The following is a 20546-nucleotide window of genomic DNA, read 5'->3' on the forward strand; positions in this document are numbered from 1 at the left end:
GCCGCCCCCGACACCTCTGCCGATCGCGGCTCGGCGCGGGCTCAGCCCTGCAACTCCCGGCGCAGCGTCACCTCGGTGCCCTCGTCGGTACGCCGCACCATCAGGTCACCCAGCGCCTTGATCAGTGACAGGCCGCGCCCCCGGAACCCGGAGCCGGTCGACTCCCGCCACTGCCCCGTGTCGCGGACGGTGGCGATCACCGTCCGGTCCTCGATGGCCACCTCGACGCTGATCACCGCCTCGGCGGGCTCGACGGGGTGCTCGATGGCGTTCGCGGCGGCCTCCGAGACCGCCACGGTCAGGTCGAACAGATCGGTCTCGCCGACGTCGTGCGCCACGAGGAAGTCCTCCAGGCGCTTGCGCAGCACGCTCAACCGGGTCGGGTCCGCCGGCAGCCGCAACGCGAAGCGGTTCAACTCCGCCGCCTCCAGCGCGAGCACCGCCACGTCGTCGCGACGGGGCCGCCCGGTCACCCGCTCGACCACCGTGTCGATCAGATCCGCCACATGCTCTCCGGGGGTCGCCGCGTCGGCGCGCAGCTGCGCCAGCGCGGCGTCGATGCCGAGCTGACGGTCCTCGATCAGCCCGTCGGTGTAGAGCAGCAGCCGGCTGCCCGCCGGCAGCTCTCCCTCGACCGTCCGGTACGTCGCGTCGGGGATGGCGCCGACCGGCGGGCCGAGCGCGCGGTCGTGCAGGAACGCCACGTCGTCTCCTCGAATCAGCAGGGGGGACGGGTGGCCGGCGCTGGCGTAGCGCAGCCGACCGGTACGGGGGCTGAACAGCAGGCAGACCACTGTCGCGAACGAGCGCCCCTCGGTGGACCCGACCAGCCGGTTGAGCCGGCTCAGCGACTCACCCGGGTCGAAACCCTCCAGCAGGTACGCCCGCAGCGCGTTGCGCAGCTGCCCCATCGCCGCGGCGGCCTGGACGCCCTTGCCGACGACGTCGCCGATCACCAGCACCAGGTCGTCGCCTTCGAGCGCGAGCGCGTCGTACCAGTCACCACCGACCTCGACGTCGGCGCTACCCGGCAGGTAGCGGCTCGCCACGACCGCGCCCGGCAGCTGGGGCAGCGTCCTCGGCAGCAGGCTGTGCTGCAACGTGGTGGCGATGCGGTGTTCGGCCTCGTAGAGCTGGGCGTTCTCCAGCCGGACTCCGACCAGGCGGGCGAGCTGGGTGAGCGCGGCCTCGTCGGCCTGCGCGTCGTCGCCGTCGGCCCGCCAGACCTGCAGCTCGCCGAGCTGCTCGCGGGTGGTGCCGGTCAACGCGGCCACGAAGGACGGGTCGGCGGCCGTGACGCCACCGCCGTCGGCCTCCCAGCGGGCACCGGCCGCGCTCACCACGACCCGGGCCGCCTCGGCGAGACTGAGCGCGTGCCGGGCGGCGACCTGCAGCACGTCGGCTGTGGAACGGGCGGTGTTGACAGCCACCGCCGCGTCGGCAAGCGCCCGGAGCCGACGGATGATCTGGCCGCGCAGCTGGCCCAACTCGACGTTGGCCCGGACCCGGGCGATCAGCTCCTGCCCGGAGAACGGCTTGGTCAGGTAGTCGTCGGCGCCGACGGAGAGGCCGGCGACCGCCTCCGCGGAACCGGCGCGGGCGGAGAGCAGCACGATCGGCACGTCGCGGGTGCGGGGGTCCGTGCGCAGCGCGCCGACCAGGCCGAACCCGTCCAGCCGGGGCATCATCACGTCGGTGAGCACCAGGTCGAACCCGCCCTCGCGGGCCAGCGTCAGTGCTGCCAGGCCGTCGCTCGCGGTGACCACCTCCCAGGTCGGGGAGAGCAACCGGGTGACGTGCTCGCGCAGGTCGACGTTGTCGTCGACGACCAGGATCCGGCCGGCCGGGGCCGCGTCGGCCGGCCGGCGGTCGGCCTGCCCGGGCAGGTCCTCGTCGCCCCACAGGGCGGTCTCGGCGACGAAGAGCCGGGCCTGCTCGGGTTCGCCCGTGGGCAGGGGGGCGAACGCGGCGACCCGGCCGGCGGGCAGGTGCGCCGAACCGAACGGAACGGTCACCGTGAAGGTGCTGCCCTCGTCGATCTGGCTTGTCACACCGACGTCGCCGCCGTGCATCTCGACCAGTTCCCGGACCAGCGCGAGCCCGATCCCGGTGCCCTCGTGCGTACGGGCGCGCACACCGGGCACCCGGTGGAAACGTTCGAAGACGTGCGGCAACTCCGTCGGCACGATGCCCACGCCGGTGTCGACGACCTCCAGTCGGGCGACACCGTCGTCGGCCCGGACCCGCACCCGGATCTCACCGTCGAAGGTGAACTTCACAGCGTTCGACACCAGGTTGAGGACGATCTTCTCCCACATGTCCCGGTCGACGAATACCGGCGCCGGCAGCGGCGGACAGTCCACCACCAGTCGCAACCCGGCACGCTCGGTGGCCGAGCGGAAAGTGCTGGCCAGCCGGGCGGTGTAGCCGGCCAGGTCGGTGGGCTGGTAGCGGGCGGCCAGCCGGCCGGATTCCAGCCGGGAGAAGTCGAGCACCGTGTTGACCAGCTTGAGCAGGCGCAACGCGTTTCGGTGCATCACGACGAGCCGGTCGGTGTAGGAGGGGGGCAGCTCCGGGTCGGCCAGCATGTCCTCCAGAGGGCCGAGCACCAGGGTCAACGGCGTACGGAACTCGTGGCTGACGTTGGCGAAGAAGTTTGTCTTCGCCCGATCCAGCGCGGCCAGCTCGGCGGCCCGGGCGCGCTCCTGCTCGTACGCCCGCTGGGTGCCCACCGCCCGGGAGATCTGCGCGGCCACCAGGTCGAGGAAGTCGCGGTACTCGTCGCCGAGCGGCAGCAGGCGGGCCACGCCGACGACGAGCGCGCCGACCGTGTCGTTGGCGGCCTTGACGGGCAGCACGAGCGCCACCTCGGCGGCGTCGGCCGGGCGCTGGGCGAGCAGTCGGCTCACCTCGATGGTCGCGGGTGAGCCCTCGGCGACCATCTCGGCGAACGTGTCGGGCGAGACACCGACAGCCGTCGGGTCGACGCCGCTGGCGCCGGTCAGGGCGAGCCGTCCGGCGGAGTCGGCCAGGTAGATCAGCGCGAACGGCACGTCGGCGGAGTGCCGGGCGAGCACGTCGGCGGCGGTGCGACCCAGCTCACCCGCGGTGCTCAGGTCGGCCAGCTCGGCGCCCAGTTCCGACAGCGCCCGCAGCCGGCGTTCACCGACCACCCGCCCGGTGGTCTCGTTGACGATGCAGTAGACGCCGCTGACCGAACCGTCGGCGCCCCGGATGGGGTCGTACGAGACGTCGAAGTAGGTCTGCTCGACGAAACCGGAACGGTCCAGCAGGAAGGGGTGGTTCTCGCCGCGGTAGGAGAGCCCGGTGCGCCGGACCCCGTCGAGCAGCGGGCCGAGGACGTCCCAGGTCTCGGCCCAGTGGTGTCGAGCCGGCTGGCCGAGCACCTGCGGGTGCTTGCTGCCGATGGTGGGCCGGTAGGCGTCGTTGTAGAAGGCGAGCTGGTCGTCGCCCCAGAACATGACGATCTGCGAGCTGGAGGAGAGCATCATGCCGATCGCGCTGGAGAGCGCCACCGGCCAGCCGGACGGCCCGCCCAGCGGTGCGGTGGACCAGTCGAAGGCGCGGAGCCGCTCGCCCAGCTCACCGCCGCCCGCGAAGGCGGCGGCCAGGTGCGGGGGGATCTCGTGGACGTACGCGTTGGGATACCCCGCGTCCGCACCCCCCTGGGCCGAGCTCATGCAGCCTCCCCCGCTCCGGCCGTACCCCGCAGCCGTTGATCTTCACGCGCCGTGCTCCGACTTGTACCCCGGCGGACCAGCAACGTAACGCATGACGACCCGTGGACGCTGGTTACCTGTGCCGCGCTCGTCGCGGACCCGACAGCGCGGCTGTGGACGCGCGCCCGGGCAGCTGCGCAGGAGTGCTCTGACCTGTCAGAAGACCGGCAGTCCGTCGATGCTCGCGGCGTTCCTGGTGGCCCGGTAGGTCACCAGATCATCGGCCGTACGACGGGAGTGTGAGGTAAGCAACAGGTCACGCTCCGCGCGGTAGTCCATCAGCGGCACCGCATAACCGCAGGAGTCGCTGACCCGCTCGACCTCGACGGTGATCACGGCCCGTACGGCGTGCACGTCCGGCGGCGCGGGGAACTCGGCGAGCCGGTCGGCGAAGGCCGCCTCGGTCACCGCGACGCTGCTGCCCCGACCGTGCAGGCGCACGATCTTCGGCGGCCCGTCGAACGCGCAGAACATCAACGTGATGCGACCGTTGTCGCGCAGGTGGGCGATGGTCTCCGCGCCGCTGCCGTGGTAATCCAGATAGGCCACCCGATGCGGGCCGAGGATCACGAAGGTGCCGGTCATGCCCTTCGGCGAGACGTTGACGTGCCCCTCGGGACCGGACGGCGCGGTGGCCACGAAGAAGACCGGCTGGGCCGCGATGAACTCCCGCAGACGACCGTCGATCGCCGGATAGACCTTGCCCATGCGGCGATTCTCCCACCGCACCCGCCGCCCGACGGGAGCGACCTGCGTCACACCGCCGGCGACCCCGCCACCCGTACGCCCTCGCCGCCGGCATCGACCGGCGGCCCGGCCGCTCGCCGGCGGGCGGCCGCGACCAGCGCCGTGATCGGGCGCGGATCCGGCTCGTTCTCCGGATGCCACTGCACCCCGAGCACGAACGACCGGTCCGGGTCCTCGATCGCCTCGATCACGCCGTCCGCCGCCCAGCCGGTGACCGCGAGCCGCCCCGGGGTGGCGACCGCCTGATGGTGGTACGAGTTCACCCGGTCCACCCCGGTCAGCGTCCGCGCCGCCAGGCTGCCCGGCGCGAACCGCACCGGATGGGTGCCGTAGACCCCCGGCGCCGGACGGTGCGTGTCCGAACTGATCACGTCGGGCAGGTGCTGGTGCAGGGTGCCGCCACAGGCCACGGCGAGCAGCTGCATTCCCCGACAGACGCCCAGCACCGGCAGGTCGACGGCGAGCGCCGCCGTCAGCAGGGTCAGCTCACCGGCGTCCCGGTCCGGCCGGTCCTCGGTCCGCGGGTGCGGCCGCTGGCCGTAGCGGCCCGGACCGACGTCGGCGCCCCCGGCCAGCAGGAGCCCGTCGAGGACCGCCAGCACGTCGCCGTCGGAGTCGTCCGGAGGCAGGACGACAGCCCGGCCACCGGCGGCGGTGACCGCCCGCACGTACGCCTCGGGTACCAGCACCGCCCGCACACCGCGCCAGACGGCCCAGTCGGCGGGCTCGACGTACGCGCTGATCCCGATCAGCGGCCGCGTCACAGGGTCAGCACCGTTCGCGACTGCGGGGCTCGCAAAACCGGCTCACTCCTCGCGCTCACAGGGGAGTTACGTACGCGCCGGTGATGCCCCCGTCGACCACGAACTGCGCGGCGGTCATGAACGAGGCGTCGTCGCTGGCCAGGAACGCCACCGCGGCAGCGATCTCCTCGGGCTGCCCGAAGCGGCCCATCGGCACGTGCACGAGCCTGCGGGCGGCCCGCTCCGGATCGGCGGCGAACAGCTCCAGCAGCAGCGGGGTGGCCACCGGGCCGGGACACAGCGCGTTGACCCGGATGCCCTCGCGGGCGAACTGCACGCCCAGCTCCCGAGTCATCGCCAGCACGCCGCCCTTACTCGCCGTGTACGCGATCTGCGACGTCGCCGCCCCCATCAGCGCCACGAACGAGGCGGTGTTGATGATCGAGCCCTTGCCCTGGCGGCGCATGTGCGGAATCGCGTACTTGCAGCACAGGTAGACGCTCGTGGTGTTGACGCGCAGCACCCGCTCCCAGGCGTCCAGGCCGGTGTCCAGGATGGAGTCGTCGTCCGGCGGGGAGATGCCCGCGTTGTTGAACGCGACGTCGACCCGGCCGTGCCGCTCGGCCACCCCGTCGAACAGGTCGCGGACCGCCGACTCGTCGGCCACGTCGGTGGCCACGAACTCGCCGCCGCACTCCTCGGCCGCCTTCGTGCCGGCCTGCGCGTCGATGTCCACGCAGACCACCCGGGCCCCCTCGGCGGCGAACCGCCGGACCGTTGCCAAACCGATCCCGCTGCCCGCTCCGGTGACCACTGCCACCCGGTCCTGCAACCGACCCTGCACTGGCGTCACTCCTCTGTCGCGATGAACACGTTCTTGACGTCGGTGAAGGAGTGCAGCGCGTCCGGGCCCAGCTCGCGGCCGAGCCCGGAGCGCTTCATCCCGCCGAACGGGGTCCAGTAGCGCACCGAGGAGTGCGAGTTGACGCTGAGGTTGCCGGCGTCGACGGCGCGGGCCATCCGCAGCGCGCGGCCGACGTCGCGGGTCCAGATCGAGCCGGAGAGGCCGTACTCGGTGTCGTTGGCGAGTCGGACCGCGTCGGCCTCGTCGTCGAACGGGAGCACCGACACCACCGGGCCGAAGATCTCCTCCCGCCAGTGCCGGTCCGCCGGCGAGTCGGCGAGCAGCACGGTCGGTGCGTGCCAGAAGCCCGGGCCGTCGGGGCACGAGCCGGTGAACGCGACTGTCGCCCCGGACAGGTAGCCGGCGACCCGGTCCCGCTGGGCCGCCGAGATCAGCGGACCCATCTCCGCGGTGTCCCGGGACGGGTCCTCCACCCGTACCGCGCGAACTGCCGGTTCGAGCAGTTCCAGGAACCTGTCGTACACCTGGCGTTGCACCAGGATCCGCGACCGTGCGCAGCAGTCCTGGCCGGCGTTGTCGAAGACCGAGCCGGGCGCGGTCGCGGCGGCGCGTTCCAGGTCGGCGTCGGCGAACACGATGTTGGCGCTCTTGCCGCCCAGCTCCAGGGTGAGGCGCTTCACCTGGGCCGCGCAGCCGGCCGCGATGCGCGTGCCCACCTCGGTGGAGCCGGTGAAGCAGATCTTGCGGACCGCCGGATTACTGACGAACCGCTCCCCCACCACCGCGCCCTCGCCCGGCAGCACTGTGAACACGTCGTCGGGCAGACCGGCCTCACGGGCCAGCTCGGCCAGGCGCAGCGCGGTGAGCGGGGTCAGTTCGGCGGGCTTGAGCACCACCGTGTTGCCGGCGGCGAGGGCGGGGGCGAACCCCCAGGCGGCGATCGGCATCGGGAAGTTCCACGGCACGATCACGCCGACCACGCCGAGCGGCTCGTGGAAGGTGACGTCCAGGCCGCCGGGGACGGGGATCTGCCGCCCGGTCAGCCGCTCCGGCGCTCCGGCGTAGTAGTCCAGGACGTCGCGGACGTTGCCGGCCTCCCAGCGGGCGTTGCCGATGGTGTGCCCGGAGTTGCGCACCTCCAGCGCGGCCAACTCGTCGAGATGCGCGTCGACCACGGCGGCGAACCGCCGCAGCAGCCGGCCCCGGTCCCCCGGCGCCACAGCCCGCCACGACTCGTTGGCGGAGGCGGCCCGGGAGACCGCCGCGTCGACCTCCGCCACCGAGGCCCCCGGCACGTCCTGGAACCCCTTCCCGGACGCCGGGTCCACGACGAGAGTCACGCCCACCACCCCAGCCCGTCAGAGGCGTTCGAAGCCACGGGTCAGCTCCCAGTCCGTCACCGCGGCGTCGAAGGCCGCCAACTCCACCCTCGCCTGGTTGGCGTAGTGGGCCACCACCTCGTCGCCGAACGCCTCCCGGGCAACGGTGGAACCCTCCCAGAGGGCCAGGGCGTCGCGCAGCGTGCCGGGTACGCGCTCGGCCTCCGGGTCGTCGTACGCGTTGCCTGTGCACTCGCCGCCCAACTCCAACCCCTTGTCGATGCCGTGCAGCGCGCCCGCGACCAGCCCGGCGATCGCCAGGTACGGGTTGACGTCGGCACCGGGCACCCGGTTCTCCACGCGCATGCCCTGCCCGTGGCCCACCACCCGCAGGGCGCAGGTGCGGTTGTCCACCCCCCAGCGCAGGGCCGTCGGGGCGAACGAGCCCGGCTGGTAGCGCTTGTACGAGTTGATGTTCGGCGCGAAGAGCAGGTTGAACTCCCGCATGGTGGCGAGCAGCCCGGCGAGCACCCGCTGCCCGGTCTCCGACAGGTGCGCCGGCCCGTCGCCGAGCATCGCCGAGCGCCCGTCGGGGCCCCGCAGCGAGAAGTGGATGTGGCAGGAGTTGCCCTCCCGCTCGTTCGGCTTGGCCATGAAGGTGATCGCCATGCCCTCCTGGGCGGCGATCTCCTTGGCACCGTTCTTGTAGATCACGTGGTGGTCGGCGCAGGCGACGGCCTCGTCGTAGCGGAAGGCGATCTCGTGCTGGCCGAGGTTGCACTCACCCTTGGCGCTCTCCGGCGTGAGCCCCGCGCCGGCCATCTCGGTGCGGATCCGGCGCAGCAGCGGCTCCACCCGGGCGGTGCCGAGCAGTGAGTAATCCACGTTGTACTGGTTTGCCGGGGTGAGGTCGCGGTAGCCGCGCCGCCAGGCGTCCTCGTACGAGTCGCGGAACAGCACGAACTCCAGCTCGGTGCCCGCGTACGCGGTCAGCCCGTGCTCGGCCAGCCGGTCCAGTTGCCGGCGCAGGATCTGCCGGGGCGAGGCGACCACGTCGCCGGAGCCGTCCAGCCAGGTCAGGTCGGCCAGCAGCAACGCCGAGCCGGGCTGCCAGGGCACCCGGCGCAGGGTGGCGAAGTCCGGGACCATCGCGAAGTCGCCGTAGCCGCGCTCCCAGCTCGACATCGCGTACCCGTCGACGGTGTTCATGTCGACGTCCACGGCGAGCAGGTAGTTGCAACCCTCGCTGCCGTTGGCCACCACCTGGTCGAGGAAGAACGGGGCGTGGAACCGTTTGCCCTGCAGGCGGCCCTGCATGTCGACCAGGGCCAGCACGACAGTGTCGATCTCGCCGTCGTTGATGGCGACCCGCAGTTGTTCCAGCGTGAGCGGAGCTTTCGTCATTCGCGGGCCTCCATCACCAAGGTCTACTGGCAAACCGGATCACCGTCAATGCCCCCGACGGAGACGGCGGCAAACCCGGCGGGACGGGCGCGACGCCCGCCCCACCGGGTCGGTGTCAGGCCGGACCGTCGACAGGCGCCGGGTCGGCCGCCGGCGCGGGTTCCTCGACGGTACGGACGGGGCCGGCGAACCACTTGCGCGCCGAGGCGTACCACCAGACGGCGACCACCAGCAGCACCCCGCCCACGGCGAGCGGCGCGTAGTTCACCGCCGACCAGGTGAAGTCGTCGTTGCCGGGCACCCCGGCCGGCACGATCGGCAGGACGAAGTACACAGCGATGACCGCGATCTCGATGACCGCGATCCAGCCGAGCAGCTTGTACTTCCGTCCCAGCGTCCACGGGCCGGGCACGAACCGGTCGCCGAGGCGCAGCCGCAGCGCGATCGGGATGAGGAAGGACAGGTAGAGGCCGATGACCGCGACGGAGACCACCGCGTAGAAGGCGACCGGGATGCCTGCAGAACTCTCGTAGAGCGCCGGCAGGGTCAGCACCAGGCCGGCGATCGTGGTGCCGATGATCGCGTTGACCGGGGTGCCGTTGCGGTTCACCGTCGACCAGAGCCGCCAGCCCGGCACGGCGCGGTCCCGGCTGAAGGCGTACGCCATCCGGCTCATCGAGGTGATGCAGCTCATTCCGCAGAAGAACTGCCCGATCGTGGAGATGATGATGACGACCTTGAAGAAGACCGGGGTCAGGGCGGACTCGAAGATGGCGCCGGAGAAGCCGCCTGCGGCGTTTACCGCCTCGACGTCGGTGGCCGCGAACAGGAACGCCAGCAGCAGGATCCAACCGCCGATCGCCGAGTAGAAGATCGACTGCCAGAGCCCGCGCGCGGCGGCCTGCGAGGCGCCCCGGGTCTCCTCGGAGACGTGCGCGCAGGCGTCGAAGCCGGTGATCGTGTACTGGGTGAGCAGGAAGCCCAGCGGCAGCACGTAGAACCAGAACGTCAGCCCGCCGGTGTCTCCGTCGCCGAAGCCCGAGTTGTTGAACCGCTCGGTGAACACGAACTGGAAGCTCTGGTGGTCGTCCGGGACGAACACCAGGATGGCCACCACGACGGCCGCGCCGGCCACGTGCCACCAGACCGAGACGTTCTGGAGTACGTCGATGATCCGGTGCCCGAAGATGTTGATGAGCCCGTGCAGCGCCAGGATGATCACGAAGAGGACGAACGCCTGTCGCAGCGTCCCGGCCCAGCCGTCGAAGAGCGCGGACAGGGTGAGGTTGAGGAAGGTCGCGCAGCCGTAGTCGACCGAGGCGGTGACCGCGACCAGGCCGATGAGGTTCAACCAGCCGGTGAACCAGCCGTGCACCGGGCGGCCCATCGTCGCCGCCCACCAGTAGATTCCGCCCGCCGTGGGGTAGGCCGACACCAACTCGGCCAAGCAGAACCCGATGATCAGGATGAACAGTGAGATCAGCGGCCAGCCCCAGGAGATGGCGACCGGCCCGCCGTTGTTCCACGCCTGGCCGAAGGTGGTGAAGCAGCCGGCCAGGATCGAGATGATGGAGAACGAGATGGCGAAGTTGGAGAAGCCACTCCACTTGCGGCGCAGCTCCTGTTTGTAGCCGAGTTCGGCGAGTCGTCGGGCGTCGTCGTCTATCGGTTGCTCTGCGGTCGGCACGGGCGTCGTGGCCACTGCACACCTCCCTGAGGTGGTTCCGCTGGCGAGTGCGCAAAGTGTCGTCCCGGCGATCAAGACAGGTCAATACGATGCCGTTGGGAATCTCACCGCCGTCCCGGCTAATTGCGTTGCCGCCCGTTCGGCCCGCCCGCATGCTTGACCTCGTGACCAGGCCCGATCGCGACGGGCCACCACCGGGCGCTCGGCAAAACGCCCGGTCCGCGGTGGCGCGGGGCACCACCTCTCTCTCGTACGGCGTCATGCCGTATCCGACGGGTGCCTCGCGTCGCCGCTGCGCCCAGGGCGTTCGAGGCTGTCCGGGACCACCCCGAACAGCGTTCACCGTGGCCCGGGCCGATCCGAGCTGCCCGTCGGCACCAGCGCAGCCCCGCCGCTGCCGGCCATCAGCCGATCATGAACTGACCAACCCGCTCAAGCCTCACAGTCCTGACTCAAGACGGGGCTCGGGTTGCGGCGAAGGGCGCTTGCCATCCGCTGTGGCTGCCCGCCGTGTCGATGTGCTGTTGAGCGATATACCTCAGAGGTATGAATATGACTCTCAGGTATACCGCTCACGACCGCGTCCGCCCCCACGGTGGTGACCGACAGTCACCGCCGGCCGCCGGCCGCCAGGGCACCCGGTCCGTCGCGGATCCACTCAGGTGAGGAGGAGGCCGCCGACCCAGAGGGCGCCTATGGTCAGGCCGGCCAGGAACTCCACAAGCATGGACAGGCCGGCCGCCTTGAGCGCCTGCACGGTGGACGGCCAGGCGAGCCGGTTGCTGCCCAGCCGCAGCCGCTCCGCTGCCCACACTCCCGCGACGAAGCCCAGCAGCAGACCGATCACGGGGATCACGAAGAACCCGACCAGGCCGAGCGCACCCCCGGCCAGCAGCGACGACGTCGGCACGCCTGTGCGTTTGAGGTTCCTCCCCGGCCAGAGGTACTTCACGACGATGCCTCCGACCGCGACAAGCGTGGCGGCGGCGAACACCGCCCAACCACCCGGGCCGGCGCCGCCGAAGATCGCCCAGACCAGCACGCCACCCCAGCACAGCGGCAGCGCCGGCAGGCCGGGTACGACCACGCCTGCCAACCCGGCCAGGATGGCCAGCGCGGCCACCACTGTCACCACCGTCTGCGAGTCGTCCACGCTCACGCCGTCGCCCTCCGTCGCCACCACTCGGACCGGTTCGATCCGCCGCTCACGCCGTCGTCCGCCGCAGCCGGGCGGTGATCTCCGCGGCCGGCGCGGGTGCGCCGAAGTACCGCCCCTGCCCGGTGTCGCAGCGCAACGCCCGCAGCCGCTCGGCCTGCACCGGGGTCTCCACCGCCTCGGCGGTTACCCACAGCTCCAGCGCGTGCGCCAACCGGACCAACGCGTCGACGATCCGCTCGTCGCGGTGGTCGGCCACGGAGTCCGTCCCGTCGGCGCGGATGCCCTCGACGAACGGGCCCGCCAGCTTCAGGCAGTGGATCGGCAGCCGCCGCAGGTACGCGAGGTTGGAGTACCCGGTGCCGAAGTCGTCGACCGCCAGCCGGACGCCCAGCGCCGCGAGCCGGTGCAGGCTACGCAGCGGCTCCCCCGCGCTGCCCATCACGGCGCTCTCGGTCAGCTCCAGTTGCAGCAACTCCGCCGGCAGGCCGCTGGTGGCCAGCGCGTCGGCCACCGTCGCGACGATCGTCGGCTCGTCGGCCTGCCGGGCGGCCAGGTTGACGCTCACCACCAGGCGGGCCTCGGGGAACTCCCGCCGCCAGCGTTCGGCGTCGTGGCAGGCCCGCCGCAACACCCACTCGCCGAGCCGGACGATCAGGCCGGTCTCCTCGGCGAGGCCGATGAACCGGTCCGGGCCGATCAGGCCCAGCTCCGGGTGCTCCCAGCGGACCAGCGCCTCCACCGCGAGCATCGTGCCCTCCAGCAGCGACACGATCGGCTGGTAGTGCAGCACGAACTCGCCCCGGTCGAGAGCGGCCGGCAGCCCGGCGACCAGCGCCGACCGGGCGATGTCGCGGGCGCTGCGCTCCGGGTCGTACACCGCCCACCGGCCACGGCCCGCCGCCTTGGCCCAGTAGAGCGTCGTGTCGGCGGCCTTCATCAGCTCGGACGCGGTGGTCTCCGCGGCCGGGCAGTCCACGATGCCCACGCTTGCGGACACCGCCAACTGCTGGTCGCCGAGGTGCACCGGCGCGGCGACGGCGGCCAGCGCCGCCTCCGCCACGGCCACCGCGTCGTCGACGTCGTCGCCGCCGTCGACGAGGATGACGAACTCGTCGCCGCCCATCCGGGCGACCAGGTGGCCGTGGTCGGCCACGCACTCGGCGAGCCGCCGGCCGATCGCCACCAACAGCCGGTCGCCGAGGTCGTGGCCGAGGCTGTCGTTGATCGCCTTGAAGCCGTCCAGGTCGAGGAAGCACACCCCCACCCGCTGACCGGGCCCGGCGGTGTCGAAGACCCGGCCCAGCGTCTCGAAGAACAACGTCCGGTTGGGCAGCCCGGTCAGGGGGTCGTGCAGAGCCTGGAAGCGCAGCCGCTGCTGGAGTTCGTACCGCTCGGTGATGTCCTCGATCATGGCGACGGTGAACCGGGGTCGCCCGTCGTCGTACCGGATCAACGAGACGGCCAGGTCCGTCCAGACGACGCTGCCGTCCTTGCGGTGGTAGCGCTTCTCCACCCGGGCCGAGTCCTGCTTGCCCTCGATCAGCTCCTGGTACAGCTCCCACATGCCGGCGGCGTCGTCGGCGTGGAACAGCGCCGCCACGTTCATCTCGCACAGCTCCTCGATCGAGTAGCCGAGCATGTCGGCGAACGCCGCGTTGACGTCGATGATCTGACCGTCCACCCCGGCGATGCCGATCCCGATCGCCGCGCCCGTGAAGACCGCCCGGAACCGCGCCTCACTGTCGCGCAGCGCCTGCTCGACCTCGTCGCGCGCCTGCCAGGCCGAGCGGGCGATGCGCTCCTGCTGGCTGAAGGTGCGGTCGCGCAGCGCGCGGGCGAACCCGGCGGCCAGCCCGCCCTGCACAGCCGCGATCCGCTCGGCCAGGTCGGCAGGCCGGTCGCCGGTCGCCAGGACCACAGCGGGAAACTCGTCGCCGAGCGCGCGCAGCGACCACTCCAGCGCCCGGGGGTCGGTGAGGTGCGCCTCCACCAGCGCCCGTCCGACCTCCTCGGCGGGACGGGCGCTGAACGGCTCGGCTCGTACCGCCTGGGCCAGCCGGACGGTGTGCAGCAGCAACAGCCGCTCGGTCTCGGCCGCACTGAGCGGCACGAAACCGATGCGGCGTACGGCGCGGGCCCAGTCGGCGGCGTAGACCTGGGCGCCGCCCCGGCGGACGTCGACCCCGGTGGGGTCCGGGACGGCGGCCACCGCGATCAGCCGGCGGGCTGGTCGTACCGGGCCACGCCCCCGAAGGCGCCGAACCGCTCGGGGTGCTCATCCACGTCGGCAGGCGAGTCGGGACGCCACAGCGGCATGTGCACCACGCCCGGTTCGAGAACGGTCCAGTCACCGAAGAAGCCGGTGACCTGCGCGCGGGAGCGCAGGGTGATCTCGGTGGCCGTCCGGGCGGAGAGGCGCTGGGCGTCAAGCATCTCCTGCGGCTGGTCCTCGAAGGTCGAGTGCGAGATGACCAGGAAGCTGCCCGGCGCGGCGGCGGCCCGCAGGGTGGACAGGATCTCCTCGGGACCGTCGGCGTCCGGGATGAAGTGCACGACCCCGGCCAGCAGGATGCCCATCGGCCGACCGAAGTCGATCAGCCCGAGCCGCTGGGTCTCCCGCAGGATCCGCTCCGGTTCGCGCAGGTCGGCGTGGATCACACCGGTCAGGTCGTTACCGGCGAGCAGCTCCCGGCTGTGCGCGACGGCCACCGGGTCGATGTCGACGTAGACCACCCGCGCCTTCGGGTTCGCCGCCTGGGCCACCTCGTGCACGTTGCCCACTGTCGGGATGCCGGAGCCGATGTCGAGGAACTGGTCGATGCCGGCGTCGAGCAGCACCCGGACGGCCCGGCGCAGGAACTCCCGGCCGGAGCGCATGGTGGCGGCGAGATTCGGGGTCATGCTGGCGATCTGCTCGGCCAACTGCCTGTCGACCTCGAAGTTGTGCGCCCCGCCCAGGAAGTAGTCGTACACCCGGGCCGCGCTCGGCCTGGTCAGATCAATCTCGGTCGGCAGTGCCTCCGGCATCGGTGTGCTCCCCAGTTCGTCGCCGTCGCGCGAGGCGGCACCGGCGTCAACGGGCGCGCACGACCGCCGGCCGACCCCGCGGGTCGTGTGGTGTGGACCACTCTAGGCCGCCGACTCCCACGGACGGGAGATCCCTTCATGCAACTTTCCGCGCTCAGGCGGCCGACTCCAGCAGCAGCGAGATGCCCTGCCCGACGCCGATGCACATGGTGGCGAGAGCCCGACGACCGCCGCGGCGGCGCAACTCCAGGGCGGCGGTCAGCGCCAGCCGCGCGCCGCTGGCGCCCAGCGGGTGCCCGAGCGCGATCGCGCCACCGTTCGGGTTGACGTGCTCGGCGTCGACGGGCAACCCCAGCTCGCGCAGCACCGCCACGGACTGCGCGGCGAACGCCTCGTTCAGCTCGATCACGTCCACCGCGCCCAGCTCGACGCCGACCCGGTCGAGCAGCTTGCGGGTGGCCGGCACCGGGCCGATTCCCATGATCCGCGGCGGTACGCCGGCCGTCGCCGCGCCACGGACGCGGGCCAGCGGGGTGAGGCCGTACCGCTGCACGGCCGCCTCGCTGGCCACCAGCAACGCGACAGCTCCGTCGTTGACGCCCGAGGAGTTGCCGGCCGTCACCGTGCCGCCGTCGCGGAACGGGGTGGGCAGCGCGGCCAGCTTCGCAAGCGACGTCTCCCGGGGATGCTCGTCGACCTCGACCATTCGGGTCTCCCGCCGACCGGCCGGCACGGACACGGCCACGATCTCCTCGGCGAACCGGCCGTCGGCCTGCGCCTTGGCGGCGCGCTGCTGCGAGCGGTACGCGAAGGCGTCCTGCTCGGCCCGGTCGACGCCGTACTCGGCGGCCACGTTCTCCGCCGTCTCCGGCATCGAGTCGACCCCCCACCCGTCGCGCATGAGCGGGTTGACCAGCCGCCAGCCGAGGGTCGTGTCGTACATCTCGGCAGCGCGGGAGTACGCCGAGGTCGCCTTCGGCACGACGAACGGCGCCCGACTCATGCTCTCCACCCCACCGGCGACCACCAGGTCCGCCTCGCCGGCCACGATGGAGCGGGCGGCGGTGGCGAGGGCGTCCAGGCCGGAGCCGCAGAGCCGGTTGACGGTGCTGCCCGGCACCTCCTCGGGCAGGCCGGCGAGCAGCGCCGCCATCCGGGCCACGTTGCGGTTGTCCTCACCGGCCTGGTTGGCGCAGCCGAGCACGACGTCGTCGACGCGGGCCCAGTCCACCGACGGGTGCCGGGCGACCAGCTCGCGGATCACGTGCGCCGCCAGGTCGTCCGGACGGACGCCTGCCAACGCGCCGGCGTACCGGCCGATGGGGGTACGGACACCGGCCACCAGGTATGCCACGGTCATCGCGAGTCCTTCGGGGTGGGAAGGGCGGGGGTGGGGGCGTCCACCGGGTCGCGGAGGACTCCCCGGCGGCCAGGATATCCGCGCGCGCAGCGGATAGGTTGGCGGCATGTCCCGGGCCCAGTTCAGCGCAGAGACCAGCAGTGGTGGCGCGTTCGTCCGCCAGCCCAACCGGTTCACCGGTCGGGTCACCGCCGACTCGATCTCCCCGCCGGGTGGCGGCCCGGACGAGCAGGGCCGCTGGCCGCTGGAGGCCGGTCGGTACCGGCTGATCTGGTGCCGCGCCTGCCCGTGGGCGCACCGGGCGAGGATCGTGCGTGGCCTGCTCGGGTTGGACGACGCGATCTCGCTGGGCACCGTCGACCCGATCCGGGACGAGCGGGGCTGGGCGTTCGCCCTCGACCCGGACGGCTTCGACCCGGTCCTCGGTGTCAGCTTCCTCTCCGAGGCGTACCTGGCCACCGACGAGGACTACACCGGCCGGGTGACCGTGCCGGCGCTCGTCGACACGCTCACCGGCCGGGTGGTCACCAACGACTACCCGCAGCTCACCCTCGACTTCTCCACGCAGTGGCGGTCCCTGCACGCGCCCGGCGCACCGGACCTGTACCCGGTCGCGCTGCGCCCGGAGATGGACGCGTTGATGGCCGAGATCCACCGCGACGTCAACAACGGCGTCTACCAGTGCGGGTTCGCCACCTCCCAGGAGGCGTACGACGAGGCGTTCCGGGCCCTCTTCGCCCGGCTGGACGCGCTGTCCGAGCGGCTGTCCGGGCAGCGCTACCTGCTGGGTGACGCCATCACCGAGGCCGACGTGCGGCTGTTCACCACACTTGTGCGCTTCGACGCCGCGTACCACGGCCACTTCAAGTGCAACCGCAGCAAGCTGACCGAGATGCCGGTGCTCTGGGCGTACGCCCGGGACCTGTTCCAGACCCCGGGCTTCGGCGAGACTGTCGACTTCGACCACATCAAGCGGCACTACTACGGCACCCATCGGGAGATCAACCCGTCCGGCATCGTGCCGCTGGGGCCCGACGAGTCCGGTTGGACGACGCCGCACGGGCGTGGCTGAGCCGGGGCGGGCCGGCACCGCGACGGCACCGGCGGCCCGCGGGGACGTCGCGCGCCGGGTCGCCGGGTCCGCCGCCGCCGGCTGCGCGGTGGCCGGCGCGGTCGCGGTGACGGTCGCGGTCGTCGCCGGTCCCGGTCCGGGTCTCACCGGGTACGTGAGCGAGGCGGGCATCGCCGGCAGCGCGCACGCGGTGGCGTACCGCATCGGGGTTCTGGCCCTGGCCGGCGCGTTGCTGCTGATCGCCGCGGCGCTGCCCCCCGGCGTGCGGGTCGCGCCGGCGCTGCTCGCCACCGGCGCGGTGCTCACCGCGGTGTCCGGTGCGGTGACCTGCTCGGCAGGTTGCCCGCTGCCGCCGTTCGAGCGGACCACGGTGGCCGACCTGGTGCACGGGGGCGCGAGCGTCGCGGCGACGGCGGCGGTGGTCCTCGCCATGGTCGCGCTGGCCGTGTCCGGGCCGGCCGGGGCGATGGTCCGCAGGCTGGCGGCCGGTACGGCCACGCTCGCCCTGCCGCTGTGCGCGACGGTCGGGGTGGCCATGCTCGTGGTCGGCCGGGGCGCCCTGGTCGGCGTGGTGGAGCGGCTGGTTCTCGGGCTCGCGGTGCTCTGGGGCGTGGCTACCGGAACGGCACTGGCCCTGGCCCGCCGCCACCGGGGCCTGTAAGGGGCATCACGGCCAGCACACCTTGCAGATCACGCTGATCGGCGTATCGTCGACTGGCGATGACCAATGTCTGGGGCCTCACCGTCCGCCTGTATGTCGATCTCCGACTACAGGCCAGCGGCATCTGTCCGGCGTAGCCGTCCTCCACACGCCTACCCCGACCAGACCAGACACTTGGACACTCCATGCCCTTCGGCCTGCGCAAAATTCCGTTCTCCGTGCAGATCCTCCTCGGCCTCGTGCTCGGCGTCGCGCTCGGTTTCGTTGCCCGCAGCAACGACCTGAGCTGGCTGACCAGCACTCTGCACACCATCGGCTCCCTCTTCGTCCAGCTCCTCAAGCTGGCCGTGCCGCCGCTGGTCTTCACCGCCATCGTGGTCAGCGTGGTCAGCCTGCGCGGCGTGGCAAACGCCGCCCGGCTCGCCCTGAAGACCCTGATGTGGTTCGGCATCACCGCGCTGATCGCCGTGAGCATCGGCATCGGCCTCGGCCTGCTCGTCGACCCGGGCCGGGGCGTGACCCTCGACCTGGGCGGCGCGGCCCCGCCGAAGAACACCGGCTCCTGGACCGACTTCCTCACCGGCATCGTGCCCACCAACCCGGTCGGTGCGTTCGTCGAGGGCAACGTCCTGCAGATCGTCTTCCTCGCCGTGGTCATCGGGGCCGCCGCCCTGCTGGTCGGCGAGGCCGCCGAACCGTTCGTGGCGCTCAACCGCTCGCTGCTGGAAATCGTGCAGAAGGCCCTGTGGTGGGTCATCCGGCTCGCCCCGATCGGCACCCTCGGCCTCATCGGCAACGCCGTCGCCTCGTACGGCTGGGACCTGCTGGCCCCCCTCGCGAAGTTCACCACAGCCGTCTACGTCGGCTGCGCGATCGTGCTGTTCGTCGTCTACCCGCTGGTGCTGGTCCTCGCCGGCCGGCTCAACCCGCTGCGCTTCTTCGCCGGCGCCTGGCCGGCCATCCAGCTGGGCTTCGTGTCCCGCTCCTCGGTGGGCACCATGCCTGTGACCCAGCGCTCCGTCGAGCGGCTCGGCGTCCCCCGCGAGTACGCCTCGTTCGCGGTGCCCTTCGGCGCCACCACGAAGATGGACGGCTGCGCCGCGATCTACCCGGCCCTCGCCGCGATCTTCGTGGCGCAGGTGTTCGGCGTGCACCTCGGCATCGGCGACTACCTGCTGATCGCCTTCGTCTCGGTGGTCGGCTCGGCGGCCACCGCCGGCCTGACCGGCGCGATCGTCATGCTCACCCTGACCCTGAGCACGCTGGGTCTGCCGCTGGCCGGCGCCGGTCTGCTGCTCGCCATCGACCCGATCCTGGACATGATCCGTACCGCCACCAACGTGGCCGGGCAGGCCCTCGTGCCGACAGTGGTGGCAGCCCGGGAGGGCACCCTCGACCGGGCCGCGTACGAGTCCGCGGGCCGGCGGGACCTGACCGAGCCGGAGCCGGTCGCCGAGACCCGGCCCGAGCTGAGCCCCGTCCCCGCCTGACCAGTTCACCTGCACGGCGACGGGCCCCTCTCCCGGGGTCCGTCGCCGTTTCGGAGAGGATGACCCCATGAGTTCCCTGTTCACCCCCCTGGCCCTGCGCGGGGTCACAGTGCCCAACCGGATCGCCATGGCACCGATGTGTCAGTACTCGGCCGGCCCCGACGGCCTGCCCACCGACTGGCACCTCACCCACCTCGGCACCCGCGCGGTCGGCGGGGCCGGGCTGGTGCTGACCGAGGCGACAGCCGTACTCCCCGAGGGTCGGATCTCGCCGCAGGACACCGGGCTGTGGTCCGACGCGCACGTGGACGCCTGGCGACCGGTGACCGCGTTCGTCGCCGCTCACGGTGCGGTGCCGGCCGTCCAGCTCGCGCACGCCGGTTTCAAGGCCTCCACGTACCGGCCGTGGGCCTCGGCGCGCGGCGGCGTGCCGGACGCCGAGGGCGGCTGGACGCCTGTCGCCCCCGGGTCGGAGCCGTTCACCCCCGGCTACCGGACGCCCACCGCCCTCGACGCGGCGGGCATCGCCGGCGTGGTCGACGCGTTCGCCGCCGCCGCCGAGCGGGCCCTCGCCGCCGGCTTCGCCGCCGTGGAGATCCACGCCGCGCACGGCTACCTGCTCAACGAGTTCCTGTCGCCGCTCACCAACCACCGCACCGACGCCTACGGCGGCGACCGGGCCGCCCGGATGCGGCTCACCCTGGAGGTCGCCCGCGCGGTGCGCGCCGCGGTCGGCGAGAGCGTGCCGGTGCTCACCCGGATCTCCGCCACCGACTGGGCCGAGGGCGGCTGGACGGTCGAGGACAGCGTGGTACTCGCCGGTGAACTGGCCGGTGTCGGCGTCGACCTGGTCGACGCCTCCTCCGGCGGTGTCAGCACCGACCAGCGCATCCCGCTCGGCCCCGGCTACCAGGTGCCGCTGGCCGCCCAGATCCGCCGCGAGGCGGGCGTGCCGACCGGCGCGGTCGGCCTGATCGTCGAGCCGGAGCACGCCGAGCAGATCGTCGCCAGCGGCGAGGCCGACCTGGTGCTGCTCGGCCGGGAACTCCTGCGCGACCCGTACTGGCCGCGCCGCGCCGCCGCGAAGCTCGGCGTCGCGTACACCGGGCCCGCCCAGTACGCCCGCGCCTGGTGATCCGCGCCGGGGGGGGGGGGGGGGGGGGGCCCCCCCCCCCCCCCCCGCCCCCCCCCCCCCCCCCCCCCCCCCCCGGGCCCCCCCCCCCCCCCCCCCCCCCGCCCCCCCCCCCCCCCCCCCGGCCCCCGCCCCCCCCC

The 20546-nt window shown here is 72.6% G+C and carries 15 protein-coding genes; 4 read left to right on the top strand and 11 right to left on the bottom strand.

What is annotated here, in order from left to right; all coding sequences use genetic code 11:
- Positions 1 to 41: 41 nt before the first annotated feature.
- From ACLQ26_RS22205 to pcaF, 11 genes are all read right to left on the bottom strand, one after another.
- The gene (locus tag ACLQ26_RS22205; protein ID WP_425746235.1) at positions 42 to 3701 is read right to left on the bottom strand and encodes a SpoIIE family protein phosphatase; all 3660 of its coding nucleotides are present in this window, start codon (positions 3699 to 3701) and stop codon (positions 42 to 44) included.
- Between the two features lie 195 nt (positions 3702 to 3896).
- A complete protein-coding gene (locus ACLQ26_RS22210) occupies positions 3897 to 4448 on the bottom strand; it encodes a pyridoxamine 5'-phosphate oxidase family protein (protein ID WP_425746236.1) in 552 nt (183 codons plus the stop codon).
- Between the two features lie 47 nt (positions 4449 to 4495).
- Positions 4496 to 5251 (bottom strand): gamma-glutamyl-gamma-aminobutyrate hydrolase family protein, encoded by a 756-nt coding sequence (locus ACLQ26_RS22215; protein WP_425746237.1) that lies wholly within the window; start codon positions 5249 to 5251, stop codon positions 4496 to 4498.
- Between the two features lie 55 nt (positions 5252 to 5306).
- Positions 5307 to 6074: a 3-oxoacyl-ACP reductase gene (locus tag ACLQ26_RS22220; protein WP_425746238.1), complete on the bottom strand. Its 768-nt coding sequence runs from the start codon at positions 6072 to 6074 to the stop codon at positions 5307 to 5309.
- A 5-nt stretch (positions 6075 to 6079) separates the two neighbouring features.
- The gene (locus tag ACLQ26_RS22225; RefSeq protein ID WP_425746239.1) at positions 6080 to 7435 is read right to left on the bottom strand and encodes an aldehyde dehydrogenase family protein; all 1356 of its coding nucleotides are present in this window, start codon (positions 7433 to 7435) and stop codon (positions 6080 to 6082) included.
- A gap of 18 nt (positions 7436 to 7453) precedes the next feature.
- Positions 7454 to 8818 (bottom strand): glutamine synthetase family protein, encoded by a 1365-nt coding sequence (locus tag ACLQ26_RS22230; RefSeq protein ID WP_425746240.1) that lies wholly within the window; start codon positions 8816 to 8818, stop codon positions 7454 to 7456.
- Between the two features lie 115 nt (positions 8819 to 8933).
- A complete protein-coding gene (locus ACLQ26_RS22235) occupies positions 8934 to 10520 on the bottom strand; it encodes an amino acid permease (protein ID WP_425746241.1) in 1587 nt (528 codons plus the stop codon).
- Between the two features lie 643 nt (positions 10521 to 11163).
- Positions 11164 to 11664, bottom strand: coding sequence for a DUF456 domain-containing protein (locus ACLQ26_RS22240; protein ID WP_363688885.1), 501 nt, complete (start codon positions 11662 to 11664; stop codon positions 11164 to 11166).
- Between the two features lie 46 nt (positions 11665 to 11710).
- The gene (locus tag ACLQ26_RS22245; protein WP_425746242.1) at positions 11711 to 13873 is read right to left on the bottom strand and encodes a putative bifunctional diguanylate cyclase/phosphodiesterase; all 2163 of its coding nucleotides are present in this window, start codon (positions 13871 to 13873) and stop codon (positions 11711 to 11713) included.
- Positions 13874 to 13878: 5 nt separating this feature from the next.
- Positions 13879 to 14691 (bottom strand): SAM-dependent methyltransferase, encoded by an 813-nt coding sequence (locus tag ACLQ26_RS22250; protein ID WP_425746243.1) that lies wholly within the window; start codon positions 14689 to 14691, stop codon positions 13879 to 13881.
- Between the two features lie 154 nt (positions 14692 to 14845).
- On the bottom strand, positions 14846 to 16051 hold the full coding sequence (pcaF, locus tag ACLQ26_RS22255; RefSeq protein ID WP_425746244.1) for a 3-oxoadipyl-CoA thiolase: 1206 nt from the start codon (positions 16049 to 16051) through the stop codon (positions 14846 to 14848).
- 106 nt (positions 16052 to 16157) lie between these two features.
- Here pcaF and ACLQ26_RS22260 point away from each other — a divergent pair, with 106 nt between their 5' ends.
- The 4 genes from ACLQ26_RS22260 to ACLQ26_RS22275 all read left to right on the top strand — a co-directional run bounded on the left by ACLQ26_RS22260 (position 16158) and on the right by ACLQ26_RS22275 (position 20409).
- Positions 16158 to 17123: a glutathione S-transferase family protein gene (locus ACLQ26_RS22260; protein WP_425746245.1), complete on the top strand. Its 966-nt coding sequence runs from the start codon at positions 16158 to 16160 to the stop codon at positions 17121 to 17123.
- Positions 17116 to 17784 carry a DUF998 domain-containing protein gene (locus ACLQ26_RS22265; protein WP_425746246.1) on the top strand — a complete coding sequence of 223 codons (669 nt, stop codon included), beginning with the start codon at positions 17116 to 17118 and terminating at the stop codon, positions 17782 to 17784. Before ACLQ26_RS22260 ends, ACLQ26_RS22265 begins: the two co-directional genes overlap by 8 nt.
- 197 nt (positions 17785 to 17981) lie before the next feature.
- Entirely contained in the window at positions 17982 to 19274 is a 1293-nt protein-coding gene (locus ACLQ26_RS22270) for a dicarboxylate/amino acid:cation symporter (RefSeq protein ID WP_425746264.1), read from the top strand.
- 67 nt (positions 19275 to 19341) lie between these two features.
- On the top strand, positions 19342 to 20409 hold the full coding sequence (locus ACLQ26_RS22275; protein WP_425746247.1) for an NADH:flavin oxidoreductase/NADH oxidase: 1068 nt from the start codon (positions 19342 to 19344) through the stop codon (positions 20407 to 20409).
- Positions 20410 to 20546 lie beyond the last annotated feature (137 nt).

The organism is Micromonospora sp. DT43 (assembly GCF_049841645.1).
Classification (GTDB): Bacteria; Actinomycetota; Actinomycetes; order Mycobacteriales; family Micromonosporaceae; genus Micromonospora.